This is a genomic window from Variovorax sp. 10N420 (genome assembly GCF_056394705.1).
Window position 1 is genome coordinate 83,947 of sequence record NZ_JBFTIJ010000012.1, and the last position, 26,895, is coordinate 110,841.

The following is a 26,895-nucleotide window of genomic DNA, read 5'->3' on the forward strand; positions in this document are numbered from 1 at the left end:
GCGCCAACCGGCGGTTGGGTCCGTTTGGGTGGCTCGGATGCATTTGCGCTCATGCCTGCGGGGTGCAGTACGTCCACTATCCTGGGCCTACTATCCTGGCTTTGTTCGCCCGTCACCGGAGCATTGCAATGCGCAACATCGAAAGAATCACAAGTCATCTGTTCCAGGTTCCGCTTGACGAAGTCCTGACCGACGCGAAGCATGGGGCGCATACCCATTTCGAATTGATCACCGCGACCGTGAGGCTCGCCGACGGCAGGGAAGGCACGGGCTACACCTATACCGGTGGAAAGGGCGGCCATGCGATCAAGGCGATGATCGACCACGACCTGGCTCCAGCGCTGATCGGCATGGATGGCGAGGACGTCGAATCCATTCATGACTTCAGCGAGTGGCACGTTCATTACGTGGGAAGAGGCGGCATTGCTTCGTTCGCAATCTCGGCCATCGACATCGCGCTCTGGGATATCCGCGGAAAGACTCGGCAAATGCCGCTCTGGCAACTGGCAGGCGGCACCGGCAACACTTGCAAGGCCTACTGCGGCGGAATCGACCTGCTGTTCCCCTTGGACAAACTCCTGGCGAATGTGAGGGGCTATCTCGCGCGCGGCGCCAATGCCGTGAAGATCAAGATCGGACGGGAAGATCTTGAAGAGGACGTCGAGCGTGTCCGTGCGGTCCGGCAACTGATTGGCGACGACCTCGCGCTGATGGTCGACGCCAACTATTCGATGAGCGTGGACGAGGCCATCGTCGCTGCCCGGCGCCTCGCGCCTTTCAACATCCTCTGGTTCGAGGAACCGACGATTCCGGACGACTACCAAGGCTACGCGAGGATTGCCGCCGCGACAGGCGTGCCGTTGGCGATGGGCGAAAACCTGCACACCATTCACGAGTTCGACCATGCTTTCGAGCAGGCGGCTCTCTCTTTCATTCAGCCCGATGCTTCCAACTGCGGCGGCATCACCGGCTGGTTGAAGGTGGCCGAACGCTCACGCCGGCATGGCATTCCCGTGTGCTCCCACGGCATGCAGGAGCTGCACGTCAGCTTGCTTGCCGCGCAGCCGAACGCAGGCTGGCTGGAGATTCACAGCTTCCCGATCGACGAGTACACCGCCCGGCCCCTGGTGCTGAAGAACCACCTCGCGGTCGCGCCGCCAGAACCTGGCATTGGCGTCGCGTTCGATTGGGAGAAGCTGGAGCCGTTTCGCGTTCGTTAGCGCTCGCGCCGTGGCTTAGACCTCGGCCGTTTTCACAGGAGGCGCAGCGACCATCCGCCGTAGCGAGTTCTTCTTGCGAATCTGAAAGATGAACGAGACCACCTGCCAGGCGATGAAGAACGCGATGAGCGCCATCAAGGTGCCGCTGATCGGGCGCGTGAAGAAGGTGGTAAAGCTCCCGCGGCTCAGCAGCAGTGCGCGGCGGAAGTTCTCTTCGAGCATCGGCCCGAGGATGAAGCCCAGCATCAGCGGTGCGGCATCCAGCTGCAGTCGCATGAACATGTAGCCCATGAGCCCGAATGCCGCCGTGATGTAGATGTCCTCCAGGCTGTTGTTCACGCTGTAGGTGCCGATGCAGCAGAAGAACAGGATCGACGGGAACAGCACGCTGTAGGGAATCTTGAACACCGACAGCCAATAGCGCACCAGCGGCACGTTCAGCACCAGCAGGAAGACATTGCCGATCCACATGCTCGCCACCAGGCCCCAGAAGAGCTCCGGGTGACTCGCGATCATGTTGGGCCCCGGCTGGATGCCCTTGATGATGAAGGCGGCCAGCATCAGCGCCATCACGGCGTTCTCGGGAATGCCGATGCTCATCAGCGGAATGAAGCTCGTGCGCGCTGCCGCCTCGTCGGCCGCGGCCTGGCCGGCGACACCTTCGATGCAGCCGGTGCCGATCTCGTGCTTGTACTTGCTGACCTTCTTGTCGATGGCGTACGCCGCGAACTGCGCGATCGTGGGGCCGCCGCCGGGCAGGATGCCGAGGAACGAGCCCACGACGCTGCCGCGCAGGGCGCTGGGGATGATCCGCTTGAACTCGGCCCAGGTCGGGATCAGGTTGATCTTGCCGTTGAAGGGCGAGCGTTCTTCCTTCGAGTCGAGGTTCTTCGTGATTTCAGCAATGCCGAAGCAGCCCAGCGCGATGCTCACGATGCCCACGCCGTCGATCAGGAAGGGCAGGTCCAGCGTGAAGCGCGCGAGGCCGCTGTTCACGTCGGTGCCGATCGTGCCGAGCAGCACGCCGATCATGCACATCGCCAGGCCGTTGAGCAGGCTGCCAGTCGTGACGAAGCTCACGCAGACAAAGCCCACCATCATCATGGCGCAGTAGTCGGCCGGTCCGAAGAGGAAGGCCACTTCACCGAGCATCGGCGCGAGGAAGGCCAGCACCAGGATCGCCACCGAGCCGCCGATGAAGCTCGATACCCCCGCAGTGAAAAGCGCCAGTCCGGTCTTGCCCTTGAGCGTCATCTGGTAGCCGTCGATGCACGCGACGATGCTGCTCGCGTGGGGGATCTTCATCGTGATCGCGCTCACGCTGTCGCCGTATTGCGCACCGTAGTAGATGCCCGCCAGCATGATGAGCGCACCCGTAGTGGGGATCGAATAGGTCAGCGGCAGCAGCAGGCTGATGGTGGCCAGCGGCCCCAGGCCGGGCAGCAGGCCCACGAGCGTGCCGACCGTGCAGCCAATCGCGCAGAACATGAGGTTCTGCAGGGTCAGGGCGTGCGAGAAGCCGAACGCCAGGTTGTTGAGGACGTCCATCATCAGTAAAGCGGCAGGTTCAGGCCGAGAAGTTTTTGAAGGACCAGCGCCATTGCGACCAGGCCGGCGGAAATCTTGACGTTGCGCACCCAGGAGTAGGAAGAGCCGGCCAGGGTGGAGCAGAAGACCATGAAGATGATTCCGACGATCATGTTCACGTAGGTGGAGATCAGTGCGAGTCCGCACAGACTCGCGATGATGATGGCGATGTTCTTGAAGTTCAGGTTGAGGCGCACTCGCTCGACATAGAACGCTCGAACCACGGTGATCACGCCAATCACCAACAGCATCGCGCTCACTACCGCGGGAAAGAGTCCCGGCCCCGCGCGACTGAAGTCTCCAATCGGGTAGCGCAGTGCCTGGAGTCCAAAGGCGAGTGAGATCGCCATGAGGAATAACCCTCGGACAAGATTTAGATTCATAGGGTCGTGATGAGTGCGAGTCGATGGGCGGACAGTCCCGCACTCGTGCAATGACTCTCCACATTCCCGAAAGAATGTCGGGCGCCCTATGGTCTTGTCGGCCAACTGAGCGGAGTCTGACCACGGCGTGAGGGAAATTACGTACCGGGCGCGAGGCTCAGCGACTCCTTATGATCAGATTCGCGAGAACCGGCCGGACAGTCCGAAGCTCGGTCCATTGCAATCACCAAAGCACACAATCACCAAAGCACAGAAGGAGAATTCGCATGCCGAAAGCCTATTGGGTCAGCGCGTACCGCGCAGTCAAGGACGCCGACAAACTGGCGGCCTATGCAAAGCTGGCGGGCCCCGCCATCACAGCCGGCGGCGGGCGCTTTCTAGCGCGCGGTGTTCCGGCGCAGGTCTACGAGCGCGGGCTGAAGGAGCGCACGGTCCTCATCGAGTTCGACAGCGTCGAGCAGGCCAGGGCGACGCATGACAGCGCCGACTACCAAGCCGCACTGGCTGCGCTCGGCGATGGGGCCGATCGGGATCTGCGGATCATCGAAGGGGTCTAGCCATGCTGCAGATGCGCCCCGGATGCGAGTGCTGCGACCGGGATCTGCCACCCGATTCGACCGCCGCGCGGATCTGCTCGTTCGAGTGCACGTTCTGCAGCGACTGTGCCGAACAGCGCCTTGGCGGACGTTGTCCGAATTGCGGCGGTGAATTGCTGCGGCGCCCGATGCGCCCAGCGGCCAAGCTCGTGAACTCTCCGGCTTCGACCACGCGAGTGTTCAAGCCCGAGGGTTGCGCAGTCACCGAGTCGACGTGAGCGTTGTCGCGTCGACTCACGGGTGCCGAGCGACGCGCGTCAGATCGCGTGCACGAGCAACACCACGCCGGACGTGATCGCGAAAACCTGAACGAACGCGCGCAAGAACCGGCCGTTGATGCGTTCGTGCACCACGCGGCTGAGTGCAGCGCCAATCAGCAGCGCCGGCAGCAGGCTCAACGCGGCCACAAGCTGCGTTGATTCGATGCGGCCCGTCGCCATCAATGTCGCCAGCGACACCAGCTCTCCCACCAGAAAGCACAAGGCGATGGTCGAACGCACGATGGGCGGCGCATGGTGCTGGTACACCAGCGCCAACGGCGGCCCCCCGATGCCGGTGGCGGTTTCGGTCACGCCGGTGACGAGTCCGGCTGCGACAAAGGCAGGCCGGCCCGGCGAGAACGCCGGCATCACGAGCGTGACGAGCGCAGCGGCGACGGTCGACAATCCGACGAACAAAGCCAGGTGGTTGGCACTCAGCACGGCCAAGACCCACAGCCCACCCGCGGTTCCGAGGACGCGTCCCGCCGTGATCCAGCTCGCACCGCTCCGATCGATCGCGGAACGTTCGCGCCACGCGACATAGAAGTTCAACGGCAGCATCAGGACCAGCACGCACACCGGCAGCAACTCCGGCCGCAGGAGGCCGATCACGGGCGCGACGATGAGCGCGAAGCCCACGCCGCTCGCGCCTTGGACAAAGGCGGCGAACAGAACGGCGAGCGAAATGACGATCAGGTGCTCGACGGTCACTGCGCGGCCCCGATCATTGCAGCCGCCCTTGACTTGCGATGCTGCGCCGCGGTCGGATGCAGGCGCTGGATCGGTGCCCGTGCGATCGCCTCGCCGGCCGCGCGTGCGACCTGCCGCATCAGCGAGCGCGCATCCCAGTCGGTCGGCCAGCCCTTCCAGAGGCGCAGCTTTCCTGCGACGAAGACGGCATCGATCTGATCCCTGTTGCCCAATCGCACGAGGTCCCACGTCAAGTCGACCGAGGTGCACATCTCCGGCGTATCGACGTCGACAAGCAGGAAGTCCGCCTCCTTGCCGGGCGCGATCTCGCCGATCACGTGGTCCAGGCCGATGGCGCGAGCGCCATCGTGTGTGGCATGGTCGAGCCACGTCCAGCCGCCGCCGCATGACGCGTCGCCGATGGCAAGCCCGAAGGCGAGCTTTTGCGCTGCCTCGGCCGCGTCCATGAGGCGGAACGCATCGCTGCGGGTGGCATCCGTGCCGAGTCCGAAGCGGATCCCCATCGCTGCCATCAGGTTGGCCGGCGCGACCGCATTGCCTTTCCACTGGCTTGCGACCGGGTTGTAGCTCACGGCCGTGTCGGTCTGTCGAAGCAGGGCGAGTTCGCCCGGCGTCACCAAGGTGCCGTGCGCGATGAGCACTTGCGGCCCGAGCGCGCCCAGGTGCGCCAGAAGGTCGAGTGGCCGCATGCCGCGTTGGACGACCGAACGTTCCACCGACGCGAGGTGCTCATTGACATGCGTCTGGAAGATCGTGCGTGCCTCCGCGCAAAGCGCCGAGACACCCACCAGCATCTCGTCGGAAGCCGCTTCGGGCACCGAGATCGCGAGCGATGGATGAATCAGCGCCGCGCCCGACCACTTCTGAAGGAAGCGTTCGGCGTGCGCCTTCAAGGCTCTGCGTTCGGCCGGTGTGCTCTCGTTGCCCCCGTCGTTACAGATCAGGCCGAGCACGCAACGAAGGCCCGCCTCCTGCGTGGCTGTCGCGAGCGCGCCGATGTCTCCCTTCGCGCGCGTCCCGGCATCGCAGACGGTGGTGAAGCCTCCGCGCAGCGACTCGAGCGCCGCCAGCTTCGACACGCCATGGACGAACTCGTCGTCCAGACTTGCTTCAAGTGGAACCCAGACGCGGCGAAAGATCTCCGAGGGTTCGCCGTAGGCCAGCGACTTGCCAAACGATTGCGTCAGATGGTGGTGCGCATCGATCATCCCGGGCATCAGTACCTTGCCCGGAAGTCGAAGGGGCGTCAGATGCGGATAGCGGGCGGCCAGCACTTCGGCAGGGCCGATGTCGCGGAACTTGCCGCTCTCGACGAGGACGGCGTGGTCCCGCACCGGTCCTTCGCGCAGCATGAGGTGATCGGGGGCCAGCAGCAGCGAGTCCGCCGCAAGGTGGGATGCAGCGTCGCCGGCATTCAGGGGATAGGTGGAATTCATCATTGGGCGGCCGGTGCCCCTTCCGGGGTCGGCGCTTCGTTGCTGTCGTCGCGGGGCGCCGCGGCGACGTGGTGAAAAAGGATGTTGAGCACGATGGCGGTGAGCGCGCCCATCGCCAGGCCGTTGCCCAGCACGAGTTGCAGCGTTGCCGGGAACTTGCTGTAGAGGCCGGGCACGAGGATCGGCAGCAGGCCCATGGTCAGCGCACCGGCCAGCACGAACATGTTGCTGCGCTCATGCAGGTCGACCTTGCGCAGGATGTCGATGCCGATCGTGCCGATGATCGCGAAGACCACCATCGCGGTGCCGCCCACGACCGCCTCTGGAATCGCACTGGCGAGCCGGCCTAGCGGCGCCGTGAGCGCGATGAGAACCAGGATGGCGCCAGCCGTGGCCGTCACGTAGCGCGAGCGCACGTTGGTGGCGCGCACGATGCCGATGTTCTCGCCGCTCGTGATGATCATCGAAGTGCCGAAGAGCCCACCTGCCAGCGAGATCAGCGCGTCGCCGCGGATGGTTCGCGGCACGACGTCGCGCGGCTCGATCTGCTTGCCGACGACCTCGGCGACCGCAATCGTCTGCCCCGTGGCCTCCACCATTGAAATGACGCTGAAGATCAGGAGCGGCAACGCTGCGACCAGGTCGAAATGCGGCATCCCGAAGGGCAGCAAGGTCGGGAGGCTCCACACCGGCCCGCTCGCCACGCCGCTGAAATCCGTCATTCCGCACACGGCGGCGAGGAGCGTGCCTGCCACGAGTCCCAACAGCACCGCCAGCTGTCCCAGCATGCCCTTGAACACGCGCGCAAAGAGCACCGTGAAGCCGACCGTGGCGAGCGCGAGGCCGATGTGCGCAGGGTCCGAGAACCCGGGTGTGCCCGGCTTGCCAGCGATGATCCCGCCGTAAACCTTGACGAGGTTGATCGACACGAGCATCAGCAAGGTGCCGATGACGATCTTCGGGAAATACTTGATGCAGCGCGAAAAGACCGGCAGCACGAGGAAGTAGAACAGCGCCGTGAGGATCACCGCACCGGAGGCCGTTTGCAGGTCGCGCTGCTGCGCGATGGTCAGGAACATCACGATGGGTGCGCCGCCGGGCACCATCACGAAGGGAAGCCGCGCACCGAACTTCCATGGCCCGAAGGATTGCAGCAATGTCCCGACGCCGCACAGAAGGAAGGTGGCGCTGATCAGGTTGATCGTCAATTCCGACGACAGGCCCAGCGCTTTGGCAATCAGAAAGACTGACGTGATGGGCACGGCGGCCATCACAAGCACATGCTGCAGGCCGAACAGAAGCATCTGCGACCAGGGCAGCACGGCGTCTACGGCAGGGGCGTCGGAAATACGGAACATGATCGATTCCTTGGGATCCGACCGTCCCCAAATCGATTTGGGAGACGGTGCAAAAAAATCCGCCAGTGGCGGGCTGAAGTACATTTCAGGAGGATTCCCAAAACGATTTGGGGAATTCAATCACTGTCTTTGAAAAAGGTCAATGGATGATTCCGAGCACTCTTCGCAAGGTCAACATCAAGGACGTTGCGCGCGAAGCGGGGGTGTCGCCGACCACCGTTTCTCATGCGCTCAATGGCCGCGGGCAGGTCGACGCCGACACGCGGGTGCGCGTCGAAAAGGCGGCCCTGAAGCTCGGCTATCGGCCCAACAGGCACGCGCAGCGCTTGCGAACAGGCGAGGCGCACATGATCGTGCTGCTGTCCTCCATGCCGTTCGCCGTCGCGGGCGGTCCTTCGCGCTTGGGGTTCATGATGGAAATCGCCGCAGTCGCAGCCGCTGCGGCCCTCCACCGCAACCTTGCACTCGTTCTGGCGCCGCCGATGGAAACCGGCAGGGTTCCGCTCGAGTTGCTGGAGGTCGATGGTGCGCTGGTCATCGAGCCGTCCGCCGGCGACGCCAACCTGGACTACCTTGCGCGCCGGGGCCTGCCGGTCGTGACTATCGGCAAGCCCTACGGAATGTCCGAGACTGCGCCGCACGTGGACATTCATTCGAAGGCGACGACTCGGCTTCTGCTCGAGCACCTGCATGCACAGGGCGCGCGACGCGTCGCGATGATCCTGGGCTCGGCGCAGCGCAATTCCTATGTTCAGGCGCGAGCCGCGTACGACGAGTTCATCACCGAGCACCCGCAGCCCTTGCTGTTCGGCATGGCAGATGAGGCCCAGGGTGAGGACGGGGGCTGGGAGATGGCGCGCTCGCTCCTGGCTGCACACGCGGAGATCGACGCTTTCTGTGTGCCAGTGGATGCATTCGCTGTTGGCGCGGTGAAGGCAATCCGCGCGGCCGGCCGGCGCATTCCCGACGATGTGATGGTGGTCACGCGATACGACGGCCTGCGTGCCCGCACCTGCGAGCCGCCTCTTACAGCGGTGGACCTGCATCTCGACGAAGTCGCGCATCAGGCGATCGACTTGCTGTTCGACCATCTCCGAGGCGAAACGGAGCGCCGTTCGGTCGCGGGGCCGACGGCGCAGTTGGTGCTTCGGCAGTCGTCATCCCGCAATCCATGACGCCCGGTCTGGTCGACCGCGCGCAGCCATTCAAGACGATCCGTCCCCACTCAGCACGACCCAGACTGTGCGCACAAGAATTTTTGCATCGAGCCTGAGCGACCACTCGGAGGCATAGCGGGCATCCAGCGCCACACGCTCGGAATAGGGCAGGCGATTGCGCCCGCTCACCTGCCAAAGGCCGGTGATGCCGGGTCGCATCTGGCAGTAGTGCGGCCAGCCGAGTCCGTACAGACTGCGCTGGCGCACCATGCAAGGCCGCGGGCCCACGAGGCTCATGTCGCCCTTGAGCACGTTGAAGAACTGCGGCAGTTCGTCCAGGCTCAGCCTTCTGATCACGCGTCCGACGCGCGTGACGCGAGGATCGTCGTCCAGCTTCTGGAACTCGTTCCAGCGCGCCCGCGCGGCAGGGTTCTGCTCCAGGTGAAGCGCGAGGACCTTGTTCGCTCCTCTCACCATCGTGCGGAACTTGTAGCAACGAAACGGGCGACCGTCCTGACCCAGCCGAACCTGCCCATAGTGCACCGGCCTTCCCATTCCGACGAGCACGACGGCTGCAACGAGCAGGTAGAGCGGACCGAGCATCACGAAGAAGGCCAAGGCCCCGACGATGTCCACCGAGCGCTTGACTGTGCGCTGAGCGGGCGTGAGGCAATACGGCTCCGGGAAGGCCTCTGAAGAAGCGCTGCTCGCGTGCACCCAGCTTGGCACGTCGCGTCGCGCGTAGGGATGGGCAGGGGGCATGAACGGCCTCTTGGGGAATGGCGGTTCAGCGGCCGGCAAGCGCCCAATACCAGAACAGCAATGCCGCCATGAGCAGAACCACATTGAAAAAAAGCGAAGGCCGTGCCTGCTGGCCACCCTTGTCGCCCTTGTGCCCCTTGTCATTGTGAGACTTCGGCGCGGCAGAGTCGTAACTAGCCGCTTCATGCGGCGGCGCCGCAGGCGAGGAGCCTTCGACGACGTTCGCGGCCGTGCGAATGCCGCTGAACTTGCCTGCGCAACCGCGACAGTAGCGCGCGCGGTCGGGATTGGCGGTGTGGCAGGACTCGCAGAACTTCGTCATGGCGGACAGCGAATGCACTCGAGTTGAATTCCATGGTCACCATTGCAAAGCGAAGTCCGGCGACGAGCGCCCGACTCGAAAAAAGCACACGCGGAGACTCTTGTTACTACGCCGGCCCGGCGGGTTTGTAAGACAGCGCCGGATGCTTTTGTCCCAGCGCACGTTGCCAAGCGGCAACTCAAGCGTGCTAAAAATCCACGCGGGCATTGAATACCGGCGGCCATAGGCACAGACTCCGTAGCGCGTATGCGAGTAGCAAGTGAGCGCTGCATCCATTCCTTCGCGTCACCTGCTCCGGCAAAGCTTCTCATCAACATCAACCCAGTGAGGCTTTCATGTTCGATCGACGCGCTTTCGCAATCAGCTGTGTACTTGCCATCCCGAGCGGGGCCTGCCTGGCGCAGACCAGCTTCGCGCCGGACCAGTACTTCGACAACCGCTGGTACATCACGCCATTCGGCACCTACGTGCATCCAGACGACAACTGGAATGCCAAGAACGGCTGGGGCGGAGGCGTCTCGATCGGCAAGCCGATCAACCCCTACTGGAACATCGAGGCGCGCATCCAGTACGAGGAGCTCGACAGCAAGTTCGGCACTGCGTTCGGCGTCTTCAACACCCGCGACAAGTACAAGAACCTCAGCGGCACGCTCGATGCGCAGTGGTTCTTCCTGGGCCGCCAGGGGATCAATCGCTGGCAGTCCAACAGCGTGCAGCCCTATGTCGTTGGCGGTATCGGCGCGCTCGACAACAAGGTCGACACCTTGTTCGCCAGCAGCAGCAGCCACACCAGCTTCACCGCTAATGCGGGGCTGGGCGTGGTCTGGCCGTTTTCGTCCTGGGGCCGCCTGATGGCCGATGCACGCTACCGCTATGTCGACAACGCCAGCAACGTCAGGCTGGCAAGCCGACAGCAGATGAACGACTGGATGTTCACCGTGGGCTTGCAGATCCCGTTCGGCCCGCCGCCTGTCGTGGCGCAGGCGCGGCCGCCGGCGCCGCCGCCCGCAGTGATGCCGCCGCCTCCACCGCCGCCTCCGCCTCCGGCCGCGCGCAACTTCGAACTCAAGGCCGATGGCACCTTCGCCTTTGCCAAGTCGGACTTGACTCCGGCCGGCCGCGCGCGCATCGACAGCACGCTGCATGAGCTCAGGTCCTCCGGCATCCGGCTGCGCTCGATCTCCATCGTCGGGCACACCGACCCGATCGGCAGCCTCGAGTTCAACCAGCGCCTGTCAGTGGCACGTGCCAACTCGGTGCGTGATTACCTGGTCGCCAACGGCGTGCCGGCCAACATCATCCAAACCGAAGGCCGGGGTCCGTCGGAGCTCAAGATCACTGAAGCCGAGTGCCGGGCGCAAGGCAAGGCGAGGAACCGCACCGCGCTCATCGCCTGCTTCGAGCCGAACCGGCGCGTGGATATCCGCGCCACGGGCGAACAGAACTCTTGACGAGTGCAGCGTCTGCGGGTCGCGCTTTCTGCTTTGTCAGCCCGGCCCGCTATTGCGCGTTGAAGTCCGCGGGACTGGGCGCCTTCATCGTCAGCTTGTGCAATGCGGCGATCATTTCCGACAGCTCGTCGGCCTCGTGCAGAAACGCTTGCGCGGAAGCAGAAGTGGATGCGTGCGCACCCTGCGCTTGGGCCAGACGGCGAAGGATGCTTTCCTTCTCCTGCAGCGCGCGCAGGCCGGTCCAAAGCGCTGCGTCGGTGACCATCTCCTGCGACGCCGCCAGTGTCCGCAAGCTGAAGGCGTGGCCGGTGTGACAGCGATAGCGCACCGGATGCTTGTCGTTGAGCTCGAACAACACACCGCCGCAATCCGGGCAACTGAAAGTGGACGCTTCGGCAATGGTTTTCAGGTTTTCCAATCTGTGCTCTCCCAGGCTGACTGCGTGTTCGCGCCGCAGGCCCTCGGGCGCTTCGTGCGTGGTCGCGGTGCTCATGTGCTGCTGTGCCAGATGAAGCAAAAGGTCGGGCATTGCCGAGAGCGGCAACACATGATCAGGCTGCAACGCTGCCATGGCGGCGCGGGGCATGCTGGGCTCGAAGGCGTCGGCCGGGTCCTGCACGATGGCGATGCCGCCGCAATCCTTGATGGCGCAAAGTCCCGCGCTGCCATCGTCGAGCATGCCAGTGAGCACCACTCCCACGGCGCGCGGACCGCACTCCAGAGCGGCAGAACGGAACAACGGATCAATGGCGGGCCGGGCGTGGTGTTCCTTGGGCCCACGGTTCAGTCGAATCAACCCATCCTGCAAGATCATGTGCTGGTCGGGCGGGGCGACATAGATTTTGCCGCCCACCGGTACTTCGCCGTCTCTCGGCTCGACCGCCCGATTCGGCCCACGGCTGTTCAGCAGATCCGGCAGATGGCTGCGATGTGCGCCGATGTGCCGGACGAAAAAAATCGGCGCGGGAAAGTCCTCGCGCAAGGCAGCGGCCAGCCCGAGCATGGCTTGCACGCCACCGGCCGAGGCCCCGACGCAGATGAACGATGGAAGGGGAGGCGGACTCGTCATGTCTTCGCAAAGATAGCCACGAGACCAACCTAGATGGAGATGGCGGCATGTCTTGTAAGACGGCAGCCCTTGCCCCTGAAACCAAATGCCGGCCTCCAGGAAAGCAGTCGCCGCGCCAGTTCAGTTGCGTTGGAGCGCGGGCGTCCTGCGATAGGGCTGCTTGACGACGTACGCGCCAAGAAATCCGCTGATGCGTTCCGCGGCAGCCGAGCCGATTCCTCGGATCGATCTGACATCGTCGCGCGAAGCGGCGCTGCGCAGTGCACCCAATGTCTGGATGCCGCGGGCGGCAAGGAAATCCACCGAAGCACCCAGCCACGGCCGCAATTCCCCGATGGGCGTGTCGGCAGTGGTGGGCGCGACGAGCTCCTTGGTCTCGATCAAGCCTCGACGCCAAAGCTCGATGTGCGAGACCGAACATGCGAACGGGCGGCCGGTCAGCAACAGCGCATCGTAGATTTCGCGCGCCTCGCGTTTGCCGTAGCTCTCGCAAAGCAAGTCCAGCGAGAGCTTGCGCAGGTCGCCGACCGTGGAGTGGCAATGGTCCAGCGCACGCTCGAGCGTCGACACCCTGAGCCCCAACGAAGAAACCGAAGCGGAATCCCTGAGGCCACGAAGCGCCGATGACCGTGCCTCGCTGGAAAGTGCAAGCACTGCCTTGCTTTGCTCAATGGCTCGTTGTCTTTGGTTCGGATTGGGGAGGAACTCCAATCCCACTTGTGCCAATGCGTTTCGCAGACGCGAGAGAGTGTTGGAGCCAATGGAGCCCTGGGCCATCAATTCCCATTCGCTGATGGCAGAGAGATCCTCGATGCAGTAGATGCTCCGCGACGTCAATACTTTGCGAACATCCGTTCGCAATGGAATCTCATCGATGGGTGTCTCGCGGCCGAGTCCGAGGGGGGCGTCCAGCGGCAGGGACGGCTTCGGGTGCCAGTTGAAGTGCGGGAAGTGAAACGGCGTTTCCGCGCTGATCACGCGTTCCCTGACGGCAATGGCATGGCTGCGCCTTGCCTCCAGTATCGCGGAGCGCAGGGCACCCAGGCAGGCCCGCAACTCTTCGTCAGGCAACTGCGCCAAGTCGTTGATCGTTCGGATTTGGCGGGTCATTGCCGCCTCCGCTCCGGATCGGAACGTCCTTTACGGAAAACTACGTATGGCATGGACCTTAGTTTGGCCGTAGGTCGCCGGTGTCCGCAATTGCACTTTGGTGCCAATGCGCGTGACCTCTACAATTCCCGACGATGGCAAAGCGACAAAATCGGATGAATAGCACCCCCTCCATCAGGGTCGGTCCCAGCGGTGTGCATGGACTGGGTGCTTTCGCCACGCGGTCGCTGCCGGCCTTCGCATTGCTGGGCCTCTATGAAGGCCGGCGCTACTCGCCCGAGGAAATCGCAGCCAAGGATTGGGACGACCAGCTCACCTATCTGTTTGCCTTGTCGAATCACGAAACGATCGACGGTGGCAAGGGCGGCAACGGCACCCGTCACCTGAATCACGCATGCGATCCCAACTGTGAAGCGGTCGAGGAATACGACGACGCCGGGCAATTGGTGCTGAAGTTCCAGACGCTCGTGCCGGTGGAGGCAGGGGACGAACTCTTCATCGACTACTGCCTGACGGCGGACGACGGTTCGCCGGCATCGAACTATCTCTGCCATTGCGGCTCGTCCAATTGCCGGGGCACGATGCTTGCGCCTGAAGACGCAGCTTGAGTTCTCTACACACCTTGCCACGTACGTGCGGATACGTGTGGGCCGGGATTTACGGCCGTCGGCGACAGATCGAGAATGGGACCGCTCTGCTCACAGGCCGCATGACGTATGCGACACGCGCGAGCGCTATCTTCAGGAGGCCAGCATGGGTTCCAAGTTCATTCTCGGGCTGTGCGCCGCATCGACTGCCATTTTGGCGGGATGGACGACGATGGCGGCGGCGCAGTCGGACAGCTATGACAGTCTTATCGCGCGCTGTAACGACGGCACGCTGCCGCGCCCGGAGCGGGACGCGTGCATCCGCGATGCCGGCCTCGCGCTGCAGCGTGCGCAACAGGGAAGCTCGGGCAACTCGCAGACCGAGGACCGGTCCACTGTCGTGACGCCTTACGGTTCGTCGCGCGAGGGCACCGATTCGAGCACCACCTACACATCGGACGACGGCCGCGCCGTCATCGTTCCGCCGGCGGGTTCGGCACCGCCCGCGGATGCGGTGACGCAGTAGACGAGGGCGCGGTATTTCATGTCTCCTGGCTCAAGAGGCTGCAAACCGCCTCCGTGACCTGAGCCGTCGTCGCTTTGCCGCCGAGATCCCTGGTGTGCAAGGAGGGCTGGGCAGTGACCTGTTCGATGACGGCCATCAATCGATCGGCTGCGTCTTGCTCGCCCAAGTGCTCCAAGAGCATCACCACGGACCAGAAGGTGCCGACCGGGTTTGCCAAGCCCTTTCCCATGATGTCAAACGCGGAGCCATGGATGGGTTCGAACATCGACGGGTAGCGGCGTTCAGGGTCGATATTGCCTGTCGGCGCGATCCCGAGACTTCCCGCCAAAGCGGCTGCGAGGTCGCTGAGGATGTCGGCATGCAAGTTCGTGGCGACGATGGTGTCGAGCGAAGCCGGCTTGTTCACCATGCGCGCAGTCATCGCATCGACGAGTTCCTTGTCCCACTTCACGGCTGGAAACTCGGCAGCCACCTCATTGGCAATCTCATCCCACATGACCATCGCGTGACGTTGTGCGTTGCTCTTGGTGACCACGGTGAGTTGCTTGCGTGGGCGGGACTGCGCCAGCCGGAACGCAAACCGCAGGATGCGCTCGACGCCCGCCCGCGTCATCATTGAAACGTCCGTGGCGACTTCGATGGGATGCCCCTGATGCGCCCGGCCGCCGACGCCGGAGTATTCGCCCTCCGAATTCTCGCGGACGATGACCCAATCGAGGTCTTCTGACTTGCATCGCTTCAGTGGCGCGTCGATGCCCGGGAGGATGCGGGTCGGTCGCACATTGGCGTACTGGTCAAAGCCCTGGCAGATCTTCAGGCGAAGGCCCCACAGCGTGATGTGGTCAGGAATGTCCGGATCGCCCGCCGAACCGAACAAGATGGCGTCCTTGTCGCGCAGGGAGTCCAGGCCGTCGTCCGGCATCATGGCTCCGTGCTCTCGGTAGTAGTCGCCGCCCCAGGCGAACGTTTCAAACTCGAAGGCGAACTTGTCGCTGCGGGCGGCCAGTTTCTCGAGCACCTTCTGGCCTGCCGGGACGACCTCCTTGCCGATCCCGTCTCCCGGAATGGTTGCAATCTTGTAGACCTTCATGTTCTTTGGACCTCGATGATGGGAGCATTGAACTGTAGGGACTCAGGCGCCGCGCAAGTGGCGTCAGGTTCAAACCGGTCTTAACCTGAAGTCAATGATCCCTCAGCGAAACGTTCGCCCGCTGGCCTGCCATTGAGCGAAGGAGTCGGCGATGAAGTCCACGAAGGCGCGCACTCTGGCAAAGGAGTGCTGATTCCTTGGGTACACCGCATAGATGTCGGCATCGGACGTGTCGTACTGAGGCAGGACGTGGACGAGCCGGCCGCTTTGCAGGTAACGGCCCACGTCCCATTCGGCGCGCATCACGATGCCATGGCCGTCGAGTGCCCAATTGACGGCAATCTCCCCGTCGTTGCTCGTCAGGTTTCCCCGCACCTTGATGACTTGCGCCTCTGGCCGGCGACCCTTGCTGGGGGTCAGGCGCCATACGCCGTAACCCTCGTCGCCCTGGCGAATGGTGATGCAGTTGTGCCGGAGAAGGTCGTTCGGCAACATTGGCATTCCGCGCCGCGCCAGGTAAGCAGGAGACGCGCAAAGCAGGCGTCTGTTCTCTGCGAGCTTTCGGGCGACGACGCGCGTATCCGGCGGCGCTCCAAAGCGGATGCAGACGTCGTATGCATCCTCCGTCAGGGCGGGCGGTCCGACGGAAAGTTGAAGTTGCACCTCGACCTCTGGATGGCGCTTCGTGAACCTTGAGATGAGAGGCGCCACATGACTGCGCCCGAAGCCCAGGGTCGCGTTGACACGCAACAGCCCCCTGGGCTGGGCCTTGCTCGCGCCCAGTGCCTGCTCCAGTTCGTCCACGCCAGCGAGGATGCGCTTCGAATGCTCCAGATAGATTTCACCTTCGGGCGTCAGGCCCATGCGGCGAGTGGATCGGTTGACCAGCGAGAACCCGAGCCGCGTTTCCATCGACGCCAGGTGCTTGCTGATGGCGGCTGTGGAGATTCCAAGTTCTCGCCCGGCGGCGCTCAGGCTGCCCGCCGATGCGAGAGTCGCAAAGAAAGACAGGTCCGACGGCTGAATGCGTTTTGACATTTCGCGATTCTCGCTGCCTTGAAGGGGCAGGTTAACTGCAGGTTAAAGCCGGTTTTCCTTTCATGTCGCTCCTGCCTGCGTCTCGCTGTCTAGAGTCAGACCTCCCGGGCCGGGCTCGCTGGAGGCCTGTCGAAATCCACCAAAGCAGGAGACACCCATGTTCAATCTCAGCCGGCAAGGCGCGCCATGCAGCAGGCGCCGCGCCTTTTTGTCGCTAGCTACTGCCACCCTTTGCCTGAGCGCTGGATTCGCTCAAGCGCAGACCTGGCCTTCGAAGACGATCAGCCTGATCGTGCCCTTCCCAGCGGGAGGTACCACCGACGTCCTCGCTCGTGCGTTGGCTGATCCGCTTGGCAAGGCGCTCGGGCAAGCCGTGATCGTGGAGAGCAAGCCGGGTGCAGGCGCGACCCTGGGCGCTGACTACGTAGCCAAGTCTCAGCCCAACGGCTACACATTGCTCGTGGGCGCGGTGCACCACACCATCGCGACCAGCGTCTACAAGAAGCTGCCATACGACTTCCAGAAGGATTTCGCGCCGCTCACCACCATCGCGATGGTGCCCAATGTCCTGGTCGTCAGCAGCGCATCGCCCGCCAAGGACGTCGCCGGACTGATTGCGTTGGCCAAGTCCGCCAAGGAACCTCTGCCCTATGGCTCGAACGGCAATGGCACCGCGCAGCACCTCATCGGAACGCAGTTTCAGAATGAGACCGGCATCAAGATGCTGCATGTACCTTACAAGGGGAGCGGACCCCTGACTGTCGACCTGCTGGGCGGGCAGGTGGCGATGTCGTTCGACACGGTGACGCCAGTGCTTCCGCACATCCAGGCCGGAAAGCTGCGGCCTCTTGCGGTCACTACGGCGAAGCGTTCGAGCGCCTTGCCTGACGTGCCGACGCTCGATGAAGCAGGATTGAAGGGCTTCAACATCGGCACCTGGTTCGGCGTGTTGGCGCCAGCTGGTACCCCCAAGGACGTTCAGGCGCGACTGGCGTCCGAGATGGTAAAGATCATTCACTCACCCGAGTTCAAGGCGCAGATGGCCAAGATTGGCGCGGAACCTGTGGGCAATTCCCAGCAGGAGATGGCCAGGCAAATTGCGGAAGAGACAGACAAGTTCGCGAAGCTGGTGAAGGACAGCAACATCACGATCGACTGACAGCAGAGTGCGTCTCTAGGCCCCGCCCTCGTGGCGGCATCCTCCTCACGGGCAATGGCTGACACGCGCTGTCGCCAGCGTCCGAGCGCAGCAACGCGCCGCGCCGATGTTCTCGGATCACAAGAGTTGGCTATCGCCCAGCAGGCCGGCACGTCACAGACCAGCTGTTCGACTCTCGTTCGGCGGATAGCGCTTCGCAGCGCGCGTAAGAGATTTCCATTGCACATTCAGACGAGTCTGATGGGCTGCTTTGTCGCAGCCATCCCTAGACTGATCGGCAAGAGGCGTCCGCTATTTCTGCGCGCCAAGAAGCTGATATCCGCGCCCTCCGACGCGGCAACAAAACAATGGCCTTTCTTTCCCGCCGGTGGGCGCGTCCCACGGTGGCTGCTCGCCGCGTTCCGAAACTCTCAGTTCCTGCACTCTCGCCCCTCCTCGTGACGGGGCTGGCCGCGTCGTTCGCGGTTCACGCACAGATCGCATCGACACCTCGTCCCGTCATCGAGGAGCAGCGCCAGCAAGAACGCGAGCGCGCGCTGCGCGAACAGCAGGAACGCGCGGTGGACGCACGCCTTCCTCGTCAAGCAGCTACGAAAACACAGCGGCTGCCAGACAACGAAACGCCGTGCTTCCGCATTGATCGCATGGTGCTCTCTGGCGAGAACTCCGACGACTTTCAATGGGCGCTCGCCGCCACCGCCGGCCCCCAGAGCGACGACTCCCCCGTGGGTCAGTGCCTCGGCACCGAGGGCGTCAACATCGTGCTCGCCCGCATCCAACAGGCGGTCATCGCACGTGGATATGTGACCACACGCGTGTTGGCTGGTTCGCAGGACCTCACCCAAGGCGAACTCACTCTCACGCTGATTCCTGGCCGCATCGCCGCCATCCGCTTCGATGGCGGGGGCGCGCCCACCAGCCTGCGCACGGCCGTCCCCGCGCGAATGGGCGATCTCCTCAACCTGCGTGATATCGAGCAAGGTCTGGAGAACCTCAAGCGCGTGCCCGCCGCGGAGGCCGACATCCAGATCGAGCCCTCGAGTGCCGCGAACGCGCAGCCCGGTGACAGCGATCTTGTGGTCAAGTATGCGCAAACCCGGCGTCCGCGCGCCTCCTTGAGCCTTGATGACAGCGGCACTGAGGGCACGGGCCGCTACCAGGCGGGCGCCACGGTTTCCGTCGACAACCCCTTCGGCTTGAATGACCTCTTCTACGTCAACGCCTCCCACAGCATCGACGGCCACTGGTTCACGAATCCCGACAAGGGCACCGCCGGCCAGATCGTTCACTACTCCGTTCCCTATGGCGACTGGCTATTCAGCGCCACGGCATCGCGGAACGACTACCGCCAGAAAGTGGCCGGAGCCTTTGAGAACTACATCTACCGCGGTGAAAGCAGCAACGCCGGCGTCAGCGTCTCCCGATTGCTGCATCGCGACCAGCACCGCAAGACCATCGCCAGCGTACGAGGCTTCCGTCGCTCCTCAAACAACTCTATTGACGACGCGTCGCGGCTGTGGTGGGAGGAAACCTGAACATCGAAAGCCCGCAAGACACGAGCCGTCAGGTGTCCAGGCAGAGCAGCTCAGGCGCGAACGTGAGCCTATGCATCCCGCCGATCTGCTACGGCGTCAGTACTGTGGGCGGAAGCGCGGCGAGCGCCAAGGCCAGCGGCGATTTTGCGAGTGTGTCCGTGCAGTCGGGCATCAAGGCCGGCGATGGTGGCTTTGCCGTCAACGTGAGGGGCAACACGGATCTGAAGGGCGGCGTCATCAGCAGCACGCAGGACGCGATCGACGCGGGAAAGAACAGCTTCAAGAGCGCCAGCATCACAACCAGCGACCTCGTGAACCACAGCACTTCGAACGGCAGCGGCTATGGGATGAGCGGACGCGTTGGCATGACAGCAGGAGACCAATCTGCGGCGAAGGATACGGGCACGAATGCCGCGCAGAGCGACTCTCGTCCTGGCGGAAGCGCCGGCATCGGCAGCGCCAGCAGCAGCGAGACGAGTGTCACGAAGGCAGGCATTGGCGGAGTCGCGGGCGATGAGAGCGTGAGGACCGGAGACTCCAGCAGCACCGGAGCGTTGGTGAAGGACCGGAACACCCAGACCATCCTGAACGACGTCCAGTCACAAGTGCAGATCACGCAAGAGTTCGGGCAGAAGGCCGCAAGCGCTTGGGGAGAGTATGCCAATGGCAAGCTCGTGGAAGCGCTAAATGGAAACGATCCGGAAGCTGCCGCATGCTGGGGTGACGGCGGTTACTGCAGGGTCGCCGGACATGCGGTGATTGGGGGCCTCGCAGGGGGCGCTGCTGGCGCAGCAGGTGCCGGCCTGGGCGCGGCGACGGTTCCCAACATCGGCGCGGCGGTCGGCAAGCTGGGACTGTCGGGCGCCGCGGCGGATGCTGTGACCGCAGGTCTCGCTGCCGCCGTCGGGTACGCGGCGGGTGGTTCCGGCGGTGCAGCGGGCGCATTCAACGAAGCTGCGAACAACTATCTTTCGAGCGGCCAAGTGCGCGAGATGATGGGTAAGCTGCGCGATTCGCCAACGCAGTCGGAGCGCGACAAGATCTTGAAGGAATACGCCGAGTTGAGTGCGAAGCAAAGCGACACGATCACAGCTTGTTCACCAGCCGAATGCGCGCGAATTGCTGGGGAAATCCAAGGCGGGAAGCAAGCATTGAATGATGCGAAATCGGCGCTACGCGGTTTGGCCGGAGAGTCTTCTTCGTATGGTTCGATTCTGGGAACTCAACGGAGCGACCAACAGTTCGTCTATGCCATTGGAAATGGCTGGGTCGATTCGAACGGGCAGACGCTTGATGTGTCAGCCCACATGAGGGCTCAAGGGAAGGAAATGGCCAACACTATCTCGTCGGCGGCCTCATACGCAAGTGCGGGATGCGCTGCCGCGATCATATGCGCACCCGCCGTGCCTGTGCTTGGCGGCGTAGCATGGGGTGCAAGCGCCGCATCGGATCTTATCTTTGACCCAAATCCTGGTGCTCTGTTGATCGACTCACGAATCGACAAGGCCCTCATAGGTATCGGGAATCATCTCAAAATTCCGACTTTTATAACCACCCCGATTGCGGAGGGTATTAAAAATTCAGGAGAGCTGGGTGACCTGAAAAATCAAATAAAGCCATGAGTCCACATAGAAAAGTGATCCACAAATACTCTGAGCTCGGAACGCTTGGTTTCCTAGGGTTTTTTTTCGAGCATCCATGGATTCGGTATCCCCTCTTCATTTTGGGCGGGCTGCTACTCGGTCTTGGATGGGTGTTGGGCATGCAGATCCAAGCGGAACGGACGCTCTCTAAGAGAAGCGATACGGCTCCATCAGATAGAGACCTGGGATAGTTGGAAATTCTTCACAGTATGAACAACGGCGTCGAAGACGTCGAATTATTTGACTTGTGTGCAACTGACGCGTATCAAAAGCTTTGCATTCGAATTTACCCTTCGATGGATTCGGACGTAGAAAACAATGACTTTACGCACGTTGTTTCACCGCCAAGAACCGAACAAAAAGGGCGGAATTGGTTTACGAAATGAGCTCTGATCTATCTTGATATATCGGCCAAAATGCGCGCGCAGGGGAAGGAAATGGCCAGTACCTTTTCGACTATTGCTGCATACGGTGCTGCCGGCTGTGCGGCATCCGATGCACACCTGCCGCCGCTGTAATTTCAGGCATAGGAATGGGCGCAGACATCGCGAGCACAGTGATGTTTAATAGAAACGCTCCTTCCTTCTTTGCAGGCCTAGGTGTGGATGAAGGTCTCAAAAGAATATATCAATATTTGCATATCTTTCAACTTATTGCCACGCCAATTGGCGAGGTAATTAAAAATTCCGATGAATGGGACGCATGGATTGGGGGAGCCTCGCCTTGAAGAGAATAATCTATCGTTATTCGATTCTGGGTATTCCTTGCGGTCTCCTTGGTCTAATTTTCGACAATGCATTGATGCGAAATTTCCTATTCATAGTTGGCGGCGTTCTCTGCGGCTTGGGGGCGGTTATTCTGACCGAGTTTGAAGCCCGTAGAACGATGGAAAAAAAGGGCATTGATCTAAATGCTGCTTTTGGAGAATCACCCCTCTCGACGCGTCACAAGAGTCGCGCTGAACGGGTGGTTTACGGATGCGCGGTGCTGGGCATCGGGGCAGGACTTTTTGCTATTCCACTTGAACCCGGGTGGATTCCCAAGCTTCTGCTCGTAGCTTCGGGTGCGTCGTGTTGCTTAATTTGGTTTCTTGACCGGGATGGCAAATAGATGGCCCTCACTCCGCCGATGTATGCGTAAGACGCGCGGAACTGCAATCCAATTGATCGTTGCAACACTTTTCCTCCTCGGAGGTTGCGCAATGCGCGACATCAACCCTCAAGCCGCTGCTGCAGAGGAGCGTGTTTTGCACGGGACCTTTCGGTCAGTCACGCCGGGCGCGGCCAAGCTCGTGCTGCGCAGTTCCGGGGCAGGTCACGCCGTCGTCTATTCGGTCGGCACGGCCAGCGAGGCATGTCAGGGCTTCGAGCAAGCGGGCAACGTGGCCTACAGCGGACGCGGCGTGGTCTTCCCATGGATCGCCCGCATGAACGAAAGAACGCGCAGCGCGTTGTTCAAGACACAGCCGTACATAGAGCGCGAGGTAGACCCGGGACGTATCGTCCAATCCAGGCAATCGGCAATTGGCAACAGGCCAACACACCAGCGACCCTGCCCATGGGTACGGGCAACTGTGGCCCGCTTGTCGCGAGATTTCTTCCAGTCGCCGGCCACGTCAATGTCGTTGACTTTGCTTGGCGAGACGGCCTCAGTTGCGCTCAGCTCGAAACGGATATGACCGACCGCTGCGCACCCATGCCGGTGCGGTCCGACGCCACGCAGAGTTGCCCGGCGTCAAAGAGCTTGGCTCCGTAACCCGGCCCCATGCCGAGCAGCACAACCCAAACGATTTTGAAAATGGAACCAATGGAAAAGCCTTGCCCGTCGATCTCTTCCGCCGCAGTCCTGGCGCCGCATTCGCCGCTGCAGGCCTACTACGGTGATGAAGCTGAGCACGCGCAGTTCCTGCGCGGCATCTTCGATGCCACCGCGCCTGACTACGATCGCATCGAGCGCTTGCTGGCGCTCGGCTCGGGACCATGGTATCGGCGTTCCGCATTGAAACGCGCCGGGATCGCAGCCGGAGACGAAGTGCTCGACGTCGGCATCGGAACCGGCTTGGTCGCACGCGAGGCATCGCTACTGATTGGCCCCGGTAGCCGACTGGTCGGAGTGGACCCCAGCCCCGGCATGTTGTGCGAAGTGACGCTGCCGGGCATCGAGCTCTTCGGCGGCCGGGCCGAGGCGTTGCCGCAATCCGATGCGAGCAGCGACTTCCTCAGCATGGGCTACGCGCTGCGCCACATTGCTGATGTGAATGCGGCCTTCGCCGAGTTCTTCCGCGTGCTTCGACCAGGTGGCCGGCTGCTGATCCTTGAGATCACCAAGCCCAAAGGGACCGTCGGCACGGCGCCGCCGGATTCGAGGACGTGAAGCGTCACGTCGAACTCGGAATCTTCTCCGAATACACCGCTGTCAAAAAGGCCTGAGCCCAGTTCGTAGGGGCCGAGGCACCCCGCAATTCCCCGGGGGTGCTCGCCTGCGCCTTCGTTTCATCACTCGTCAACTTCAAAAGCAATGAACCTGTCTCGCCTCCCATTTCTGGCCATCTCTGGGGCCATTCTTCTCTCTGGCTGCGCCACCCGCTTGGAGCAACCCATCAGTGGCTACACATGCTGCAACCTTCGCCCCAGCTACGGCTGGGCCTCTAGCAACAACGTGCTGGGGGGCCCGATTCTCCCGGCCGGCGAGTCGGCGAAGTTCGACAGTGCGAAGCGCGATCTGTATTTTTACGGCACGGTTGGCGGCGAATACATGGCATTGCGCGATGACGCAGCTCGTAGCAATGAAGGTACGCAGCGCTGGCTGCGCCAGATCGTGGTTCCCTCGGACCCCAAGCTGGAGCTCTCAACCTGGAGCCCTGAAGTGCAGAAGGCGGTGTACTCCGCCAAAGTCATGGTTGGCATGACGCGTCGTCAGGTGCTGATGGCCCTCAGCTACCCGTCGCGCGACGACACAAAGGACCTGGAAGCCAGCGCCTGGCGGTACTGGACGGCGCAGGAAGACGAGACGGTCAATGTGCACTTCGGCGCCGACGGCACGGTCAGCGGGTTTTCTGGCAAGCCCTCTGCGGTCCGCACGGTCGAGTTCAAGCGCTGATCCCAGTTGGTAGACCATCGTTCGCAACCTGGTCTCGAAAATCCATCTTTAAAGGGTGCCATGCATCAAGGAATACAGCCCGATGACGATGTACAACTGCCGCCTTCGTCGTCGGCAATCGGCTATGCAGCGGCTTCCTCTGGCAGGACGGTGGGGGAGAAGGTGAACCCGCCATGTCACGCATCGCCATTGGCGGGTGCATGGCGTCGCTACGGCGCACTCTATATCGACATCACGGTCGGCGGCGTGTTGATCCTGGCGTTGCTAGCACTTGTCGGTGGTATCGACCTCGTGGGTAGATCGCTTGCCGCAAGCGCAATCTTTGCGATGACTTTCCTCCCCCTAGTCTTGGGCCTGTGCGTCGTTGCTTATGGAGTATTCGGCAATACGCCGGGCAAGGCACTGTTGGGCCTGCAGGTGATCACAATCGCCGGCGCGCGCCCAACGCTTGGACAATTCGCGCAGCGTCAGGGCGCGTTGTTCCTACAGGGACTTTGGGCCGGTATACCTCTCGCCTCGTTCATCGGCCAGCTGTGGCAGTTCAAGCGCGTTTCTGCAGGTCGACCCGCCAGCTACGACGAGGGCAAGTTCAGTGTCGTTGCTCGTCCGCTTGGCTCAGTTCGCATTGGCGTCTTCTGCCTCATCGGCGTCGGCTTCGTAGTCGGCCATTCATACCTGCAGTCATTGGAATCTTGGACGAATCCAGTGACCAGTGTCAAGGCCAAGCTTCCGAGCGGATGGAACGTGCGTGAGGTCAAGCGCGACAACGGCGGACAGCTCTATATCTTCATCTCGACCAGCCACCAACTTCAAGGGATGCTTTGGCGTGATCACGAGCGCGATGAGATCGCAGCCGCGCACGCGCAGGGGGCGAAGGCAGAGGCACTTATCAGGCGCGGCCTGGCGCGCGACGCGAAAGCGACGGTCGCGGGTTTACCCACATTCGGCCTGACCGGCACCATGGAAATCGAAGGCAAGCGTCGTCCAGTTCTAATAGCGCTCATCCGCGATGGCGCGGATGTCTGGCAGTTCACAGTCATGGGTGATCCGGGTGGCAAGGTCGATGCCGCAGCCGCACAAGCGTTGGGCGAGTCGGTCTTCAAAACAATGCCCCGTACCGGCAATGAGCAAGCCGAACCATGACCATCTTGGCGAGTTGAGTTGTCCGCCAATCACTGCGTCGGGTGGCACGTGGCCCAACCAAATGAAGTGAGGTACTGCTCTCAATGAATCAATTCACTTTGCATGGAACGCGATCGGAATCGCGAGGTGTCCGGACGCGTCAAAGCAGTTCCACGGCGGAGCGCAATCAAACAGCGATGGAAGAGCTGATGAACGCTTTGAGTCATGGCGTCGGGTTCATGCTTGCCGTCGTGTCGTTGCCAGTCCTGGTGTACAGCGCGTCGCAAAGAGGCAGCGCCGCTCCGGTAGTCGGAGCGAGTCTTTTTGCGGGGACGATGATCGTCCTGTATTTGATATCCACTCTGTACCACGCTCTGCCCGCCGGGCGGACCAAGTCCGTCTTCAACAGGCTGGATCACGCGGCCATCTATCTTTTCATTGCCGGCAGCTACATGCCGTTCGTGCTCGGTGTATTGCGTGGCCCTTGGGGTTGGGCGTTGTTCGGGGCGGTTTGGTCCGCGGCAGCGCTGGGCGTAACGGCCAAACTATTCAATCGTCTTCGGCAAAGCGCACTTTTGAGTCGAACAGAAAAACAATGGCCCCAGCCGTGTAGGCAACGCCGCCGGCGACGAGCCAGACCAGGCCACTCGCAGACATACGCTGATACAACGGCACAGCTGCAACCACGGCCACCCAGCCCATCGCGACGTACAAGCCGGTCGACCAAAGCGGAAGTCCGGGGTTGCAAGATTAGTTGATCTCGGTGGTCGTTGAGATGATTCGAATTGCATCGGCAGCGCGCTGGCGATGCAATTCGGCGAACTTCGCTGGCGGCATTCGCTGGCAACTGCTGTGTGGCCTGACCTCGTTGTAGTCCTGTCGCCAGAGCGTGATGGCTGTCCTGGCCCGCGCCAACGTCTCGAACCACTGCCTCAGGCATTCGTCCCTGAACTTGCCGTTGAAGCTCTCGATGTAGCCGTTCTGCATGGGCCGACCGGGCTCGATCAGGATGTGGCGGATGCCGTGACTCTGCGCCCAGCCCATGAAGGCTCTGCTGGTGAACTCCGGGCCGTTGTCAGCGCGAACGGCCAGCGGATAGCCCCTGAAGACCGCCGCCTGGTCGAGCAGCCGCGTCACGTATAGACCCGAGATGCCCCAGTCTACGGAGATGCTCACGCACTCGTGGCTAAAGTCATCGGGCACCGTCAGGCACTTGATGCGCCGGCCGGTGCTCAGGCTATCGCTGATGAAGTCCATGCTCCATACCTCGTTGACCGTGCGGGCCAGTTGCAGCGGCACGCGCTCATTGACCGGCCGCTTGGCCTTCTTGCGCTTGCGCACAGCCAGGTTGGCGGCGCTGTAGAGCCGGTAGACCTTTTTGTGATTCACGCCGGGGAAAAGCGGACGCAGCATGTCGCGGATGCGCCGATAGCCGAAGCGCCGGCGCGCGTGCGCGATCTCGACGATCGAGTTCACGCAGCCGCCTGGCATCGGGCACATCCATGCCGCCGTACTTGGCGCGCCATTTGTAGAAGGTCGCGTCGCTGAAACCGCCCTTGCGGCACAGGTCCTTGGTCGGCAGGCCGGACTCGGCCTGCTTGATGAAACCGATGATTTGCTCTTCGGTGAATCTGCTCTTTCTCATGTCGGTCATTCTCCAAGTTGACGGATTTC

Annotated in this window: 27 protein-coding genes and 2 pseudogenes; 16 read left to right on the forward strand and 13 right to left on the reverse strand. The window is 62.4% G+C overall.

Translation table 11 applies throughout. The annotated features are described in order from the left end of the window. Positions 1–128 precede the first annotated feature (128 nt). The gene (locus tag AC1DEK_RS24890; RefSeq protein ID WP_478127982.1) at positions 129–1,220 is read left to right on the forward strand and encodes a mandelate racemase/muconate lactonizing enzyme family protein; all 1,092 of its coding nucleotides are present in this window, start codon (positions 129–131) and stop codon (positions 1,218–1,220) included. 15 nt (positions 1,221–1,235) lie between these two features. Here the strand turns inward: AC1DEK_RS24890 and AC1DEK_RS24895 are convergent, their stop codons facing one another. Both AC1DEK_RS24895 and AC1DEK_RS24900 read right to left on the reverse strand, forming a co-directional pair. Further along, positions 1,236–2,768 (reverse strand): tripartite tricarboxylate transporter permease, encoded by a 1,533-nt coding sequence (locus tag AC1DEK_RS24895; RefSeq protein WP_478128031.1) that lies wholly within the window; start codon positions 2,766–2,768, stop codon positions 1,236–1,238. Between the two features lie 2 nt (positions 2,769–2,770). Then, a complete protein-coding gene (locus AC1DEK_RS24900; protein WP_478127983.1) occupies positions 2,771–3,190 on the reverse strand; it encodes a tripartite tricarboxylate transporter TctB family protein in 420 nt (139 codons plus the stop codon). Positions 3,191–3,456: 266 nt separating this feature from the next. On the opposite strand from AC1DEK_RS24900, the gene AC1DEK_RS24905 reads away from it, so the two are divergent. Further along, positions 3,457–3,747: a DUF1330 domain-containing protein gene (locus tag AC1DEK_RS24905; RefSeq protein WP_478127984.1), complete on the forward strand. Its 291-nt coding sequence runs from the start codon at positions 3,457–3,459 to the stop codon at positions 3,745–3,747. A 2-nt stretch (positions 3,748–3,749) separates the two neighbouring features. Beyond that, on the forward strand, positions 3,750–4,004 hold the full coding sequence (locus tag AC1DEK_RS24910) for a DUF1272 domain-containing protein (RefSeq protein WP_478127985.1): 255 nt from the start codon (positions 3,750–3,752) through the stop codon (positions 4,002–4,004). A 39-nt stretch (positions 4,005–4,043) separates the two neighbouring features. On the opposite strand, the gene AC1DEK_RS24915 is transcribed toward AC1DEK_RS24910, so the two are convergent. From AC1DEK_RS24915 to AC1DEK_RS24925, 3 genes are read right to left on the reverse strand one after another with little or no spacing between them, the layout of a single operon-like run. Further along, positions 4,044–4,757 (reverse strand): TSUP family transporter, encoded by a 714-nt coding sequence (locus tag AC1DEK_RS24915; protein ID WP_478127986.1) that lies wholly within the window; start codon positions 4,755–4,757, stop codon positions 4,044–4,046. After that, positions 4,754–6,196 carry an amidohydrolase family protein gene (locus AC1DEK_RS24920; protein WP_478127987.1) on the reverse strand — a complete coding sequence of 481 codons (1,443 nt, stop codon included), beginning with the start codon at positions 6,194–6,196 and terminating at the stop codon, positions 4,754–4,756. The genes AC1DEK_RS24915 and AC1DEK_RS24920 overlap by 4 nt, the downstream gene beginning before the upstream one ends. Beyond that, positions 6,193–7,551, reverse strand: a complete 1,359-nt coding sequence (locus tag AC1DEK_RS24925; protein WP_478127988.1) for a uracil-xanthine permease family protein — start codon at positions 7,549–7,551, stop codon at positions 6,193–6,195. The genes AC1DEK_RS24920 and AC1DEK_RS24925 overlap by 4 nt, the downstream gene beginning before the upstream one ends. Positions 7,552–7,697: 146 nt before the next feature. Here AC1DEK_RS24925 and AC1DEK_RS24930 point away from each other — a divergent pair, with 146 nt between their 5' ends. Continuing rightward, the gene (locus tag AC1DEK_RS24930; protein ID WP_478127989.1) at positions 7,698–8,726 is read left to right on the forward strand and encodes a LacI family DNA-binding transcriptional regulator; all 1,029 of its coding nucleotides are present in this window, start codon (positions 7,698–7,700) and stop codon (positions 8,724–8,726) included. Positions 8,727–8,756: 30 nt separating this feature from the next. Here AC1DEK_RS24930 and AC1DEK_RS24935 read toward each other — a convergent pair whose 3' ends face one another. Together AC1DEK_RS24935 and AC1DEK_RS24940 are read right to left on the reverse strand one after the other, a co-directional pair. Beyond that, positions 8,757–9,470, reverse strand: a complete 714-nt coding sequence (locus tag AC1DEK_RS24935; protein ID WP_478127990.1) for a sugar transferase — start codon at positions 9,468–9,470, stop codon at positions 8,757–8,759. A 25-nt stretch (positions 9,471–9,495) separates the two neighbouring features. Beyond that, complete coding sequence (locus tag AC1DEK_RS24940) at positions 9,496–9,810, reverse strand: hypothetical protein (protein ID WP_478127991.1); 315 nt, start codon at positions 9,808–9,810, stop codon at positions 9,496–9,498. Positions 9,811–10,127: 317 nt separating this feature from the next. Between AC1DEK_RS24940 and AC1DEK_RS24945 the strand changes: the two genes are divergently transcribed. Then, positions 10,128–11,243 carry an OmpA family protein gene (locus AC1DEK_RS24945; protein ID WP_478127992.1) on the forward strand — a complete coding sequence of 372 codons (1,116 nt, stop codon included), beginning with the start codon at positions 10,128–10,130 and terminating at the stop codon, positions 11,241–11,243. 49 nt (positions 11,244–11,292) lie between these two features. Here the strand turns inward: AC1DEK_RS24945 and AC1DEK_RS24950 are convergent, their stop codons facing one another. Both AC1DEK_RS24950 and AC1DEK_RS24955 read right to left on the reverse strand, forming a co-directional pair. Next, on the reverse strand, positions 11,293–12,312 hold the full coding sequence (locus AC1DEK_RS24950) for a chemotaxis protein CheB (protein WP_478127993.1): 1,020 nt from the start codon (positions 12,310–12,312) through the stop codon (positions 11,293–11,295). Between the two features lie 120 nt (positions 12,313–12,432). Continuing rightward, positions 12,433–13,422, reverse strand: coding sequence for a helix-hairpin-helix domain-containing protein (locus AC1DEK_RS24955; protein WP_478127994.1), 990 nt, complete (start codon positions 13,420–13,422; stop codon positions 12,433–12,435). 155 nt (positions 13,423–13,577) lie between these two features. Here AC1DEK_RS24955 and AC1DEK_RS24960 point away from each other — a divergent pair, with 155 nt between their 5' ends. Then, the gene (locus tag AC1DEK_RS24960; RefSeq protein ID WP_478127995.1) at positions 13,578–14,030 is read left to right on the forward strand and encodes an SET domain-containing protein; all 453 of its coding nucleotides are present in this window, start codon (positions 13,578–13,580) and stop codon (positions 14,028–14,030) included. 145 nt (positions 14,031–14,175) lie between these two features. Then, on the forward strand, positions 14,176–14,535 hold the full coding sequence (locus AC1DEK_RS24965) for a hypothetical protein (protein WP_478127996.1): 360 nt from the start codon (positions 14,176–14,178) through the stop codon (positions 14,533–14,535). Positions 14,536–14,551: 16 nt separating this feature from the next. On the opposite strand, the gene AC1DEK_RS24970 is transcribed toward AC1DEK_RS24965, so the two are convergent. After that, the gene (locus tag AC1DEK_RS24970) at positions 14,552–15,625 is read right to left on the reverse strand and encodes a tartrate dehydrogenase (protein ID WP_478127997.1); all 1,074 of its coding nucleotides are present in this window, start codon (positions 15,623–15,625) and stop codon (positions 14,552–14,554) included. Positions 15,626–15,727: 102 nt separating this feature from the next. After that, positions 15,728–16,663 (reverse strand): LysR substrate-binding domain-containing protein, encoded by a 936-nt coding sequence (locus AC1DEK_RS24975; protein WP_478127998.1) that lies wholly within the window; start codon positions 16,661–16,663, stop codon positions 15,728–15,730. 157 nt (positions 16,664–16,820) lie between these two features. On the opposite strand from AC1DEK_RS24975, the gene AC1DEK_RS24980 reads away from it, so the two are divergent. The 9 genes and pseudogenes from AC1DEK_RS24980 to trhA form a co-directional block, all read left to right on the forward strand. Further along, positions 16,821–17,822, forward strand: a complete 1,002-nt coding sequence (locus AC1DEK_RS24980; RefSeq protein WP_478127999.1) for a Bug family tripartite tricarboxylate transporter substrate binding protein — start codon at positions 16,821–16,823, stop codon at positions 17,820–17,822. Positions 17,823–18,169: 347 nt separating this feature from the next. Continuing rightward, complete coding sequence (locus tag AC1DEK_RS24985) at positions 18,170–19,357, forward strand: ShlB/FhaC/HecB family hemolysin secretion/activation protein (RefSeq protein ID WP_478128000.1); 1,188 nt, start codon at positions 18,170–18,172, stop codon at positions 19,355–19,357. Positions 19,358–19,419: 62 nt separating this feature from the next. Further along, a complete protein-coding gene (locus AC1DEK_RS24990) occupies positions 19,420–20,979 on the forward strand; it encodes a hypothetical protein (protein ID WP_478128001.1) in 1,560 nt (519 codons plus the stop codon). A gap of 714 nt (positions 20,980–21,693) precedes the next feature. Next, positions 21,694–22,110, forward strand: coding sequence for a hypothetical protein (locus AC1DEK_RS24995; protein WP_478128002.1), 417 nt, complete (start codon positions 21,694–21,696; stop codon positions 22,108–22,110). 91 nt (positions 22,111–22,201) lie between these two features. After that, on the forward strand, positions 22,202–22,678 hold the full coding sequence (locus AC1DEK_RS25000) for a hypothetical protein (protein ID WP_478128003.1): 477 nt from the start codon (positions 22,202–22,204) through the stop codon (positions 22,676–22,678). Between the two features lie 119 nt (positions 22,679–22,797). Next, on the forward strand, positions 22,798–23,373 hold the full coding sequence (locus AC1DEK_RS25005; RefSeq protein WP_478128004.1) for a class I SAM-dependent methyltransferase: 576 nt from the start codon (positions 22,798–22,800) through the stop codon (positions 23,371–23,373). A gap of 144 nt (positions 23,374–23,517) precedes the next feature. Beyond that, positions 23,518–24,099 (forward strand): hypothetical protein, encoded by a 582-nt coding sequence (locus AC1DEK_RS25010; RefSeq protein ID WP_478128005.1) that lies wholly within the window; start codon positions 23,518–23,520, stop codon positions 24,097–24,099. A gap of 189 nt (positions 24,100–24,288) precedes the next feature. Next, on the forward strand, positions 24,289–25,242 hold the full coding sequence (locus tag AC1DEK_RS25015) for an RDD family protein (protein WP_478128006.1): 954 nt from the start codon (positions 24,289–24,291) through the stop codon (positions 25,240–25,242). Between the two features lie 218 nt (positions 25,243–25,460). Further along, positions 25,461–25,730 (forward strand): annotated as a pseudogene (trhA, locus tag AC1DEK_RS25020) (PAQR family membrane homeostasis protein TrhA); the annotation flags it as partial. A 40-nt stretch (positions 25,731–25,770) separates the two neighbouring features. On the opposite strand, the gene AC1DEK_RS25025 reads toward trhA, so the two are convergent. Both AC1DEK_RS25025 and AC1DEK_RS25030 read right to left on the reverse strand, forming a co-directional pair. Further along, positions 25,771–25,935, reverse strand: coding sequence for a hemolysin III family protein (locus AC1DEK_RS25025; RefSeq protein ID WP_478128007.1), 165 nt, complete (start codon positions 25,933–25,935; stop codon positions 25,771–25,773). 36 nt (positions 25,936–25,971) lie between these two features. Next, positions 25,972–26,866: pseudogene (locus AC1DEK_RS25030) on the reverse strand (IS3 family transposase). Positions 26,867–26,895 lie beyond the last annotated feature (29 nt).

Bases quoted from the DNA above. Each gene is read 5' to 3' on its own strand.
- AC1DEK_RS24890 (WP_478127982.1), top strand. From the start codon at position 129: ATGCGCAACATCGAAAGAATCACAAGTCATCTGTTCCAGGTTCCGCTT.
- AC1DEK_RS24895 (WP_478128031.1), bottom strand. From the start codon at position 2,768: ATGGACGTCCTCAACAACCTGGCGTTCGGCTTCTCGCACGCCCTGACC.
- AC1DEK_RS24900 (WP_478127983.1), bottom strand. From the start codon at position 3,190: ATGAATCTAAATCTTGTCCGAGGGTTATTCCTCATGGCGATCTCACTC.
- AC1DEK_RS24905 (WP_478127984.1), top strand. From the start codon at position 3,457: ATGCCGAAAGCCTATTGGGTCAGCGCGTACCGCGCAGTCAAGGACGCC.
- AC1DEK_RS24910 (WP_478127985.1), top strand. From the start codon at position 3,750: ATGCTGCAGATGCGCCCCGGATGCGAGTGCTGCGACCGGGATCTGCCA.
- AC1DEK_RS24920 (WP_478127987.1), bottom strand. From the start codon at position 6,196: ATGATGAATTCCACCTATCCCCTGAATGCCGGCGACGCTGCATCCCAC.
- AC1DEK_RS24925 (WP_478127988.1), bottom strand. From the start codon at position 7,551: ATGTTCCGTATTTCCGACGCCCCTGCCGTAGACGCCGTGCTGCCCTGG.
- AC1DEK_RS24930 (WP_478127989.1), top strand. From the start codon at position 7,698: ATGATTCCGAGCACTCTTCGCAAGGTCAACATCAAGGACGTTGCGCGC.
- AC1DEK_RS24935 (WP_478127990.1), bottom strand. From the start codon at position 9,470: ATGCCCCCTGCCCATCCCTACGCGCGACGCGACGTGCCAAGCTGGGTG.
- AC1DEK_RS24945 (WP_478127992.1), top strand. From the start codon at position 10,128: ATGTTCGATCGACGCGCTTTCGCAATCAGCTGTGTACTTGCCATCCCG.
- AC1DEK_RS24950 (WP_478127993.1), bottom strand. From the start codon at position 12,312: ATGACGAGTCCGCCTCCCCTTCCATCGTTCATCTGCGTCGGGGCCTCG.
- AC1DEK_RS24955 (WP_478127994.1), bottom strand. From the start codon at position 13,422: ATGACCCGCCAAATCCGAACGATCAACGACTTGGCGCAGTTGCCTGAC.
- AC1DEK_RS24960 (WP_478127995.1), top strand. From the start codon at position 13,578: ATGAATAGCACCCCCTCCATCAGGGTCGGTCCCAGCGGTGTGCATGGA.
- AC1DEK_RS24965 (WP_478127996.1), top strand. From the start codon at position 14,176: ATGGGTTCCAAGTTCATTCTCGGGCTGTGCGCCGCATCGACTGCCATT.
- AC1DEK_RS24970 (WP_478127997.1), bottom strand. From the start codon at position 15,625: ATGAAGGTCTACAAGATTGCAACCATTCCGGGAGACGGGATCGGCAAG.
- AC1DEK_RS24975 (WP_478127998.1), bottom strand. From the start codon at position 16,663: ATGTCAAAACGCATTCAGCCGTCGGACCTGTCTTTCTTTGCGACTCTC.
- AC1DEK_RS24980 (WP_478127999.1), top strand. From the start codon at position 16,821: ATGTTCAATCTCAGCCGGCAAGGCGCGCCATGCAGCAGGCGCCGCGCC.
- AC1DEK_RS24985 (WP_478128000.1), top strand. From the start codon at position 18,170: ATGGCCTTTCTTTCCCGCCGGTGGGCGCGTCCCACGGTGGCTGCTCGC.
- AC1DEK_RS24995 (WP_478128002.1), top strand. From the start codon at position 21,694: ATGGGACGCATGGATTGGGGGAGCCTCGCCTTGAAGAGAATAATCTAT.
- AC1DEK_RS25000 (WP_478128003.1), top strand. From the start codon at position 22,202: ATGCGCGACATCAACCCTCAAGCCGCTGCTGCAGAGGAGCGTGTTTTG.
- AC1DEK_RS25005 (WP_478128004.1), top strand. From the start codon at position 22,798: ATGGAACCAATGGAAAAGCCTTGCCCGTCGATCTCTTCCGCCGCAGTC.
- AC1DEK_RS25010 (WP_478128005.1), top strand. From the start codon at position 23,518: ATGAACCTGTCTCGCCTCCCATTTCTGGCCATCTCTGGGGCCATTCTT.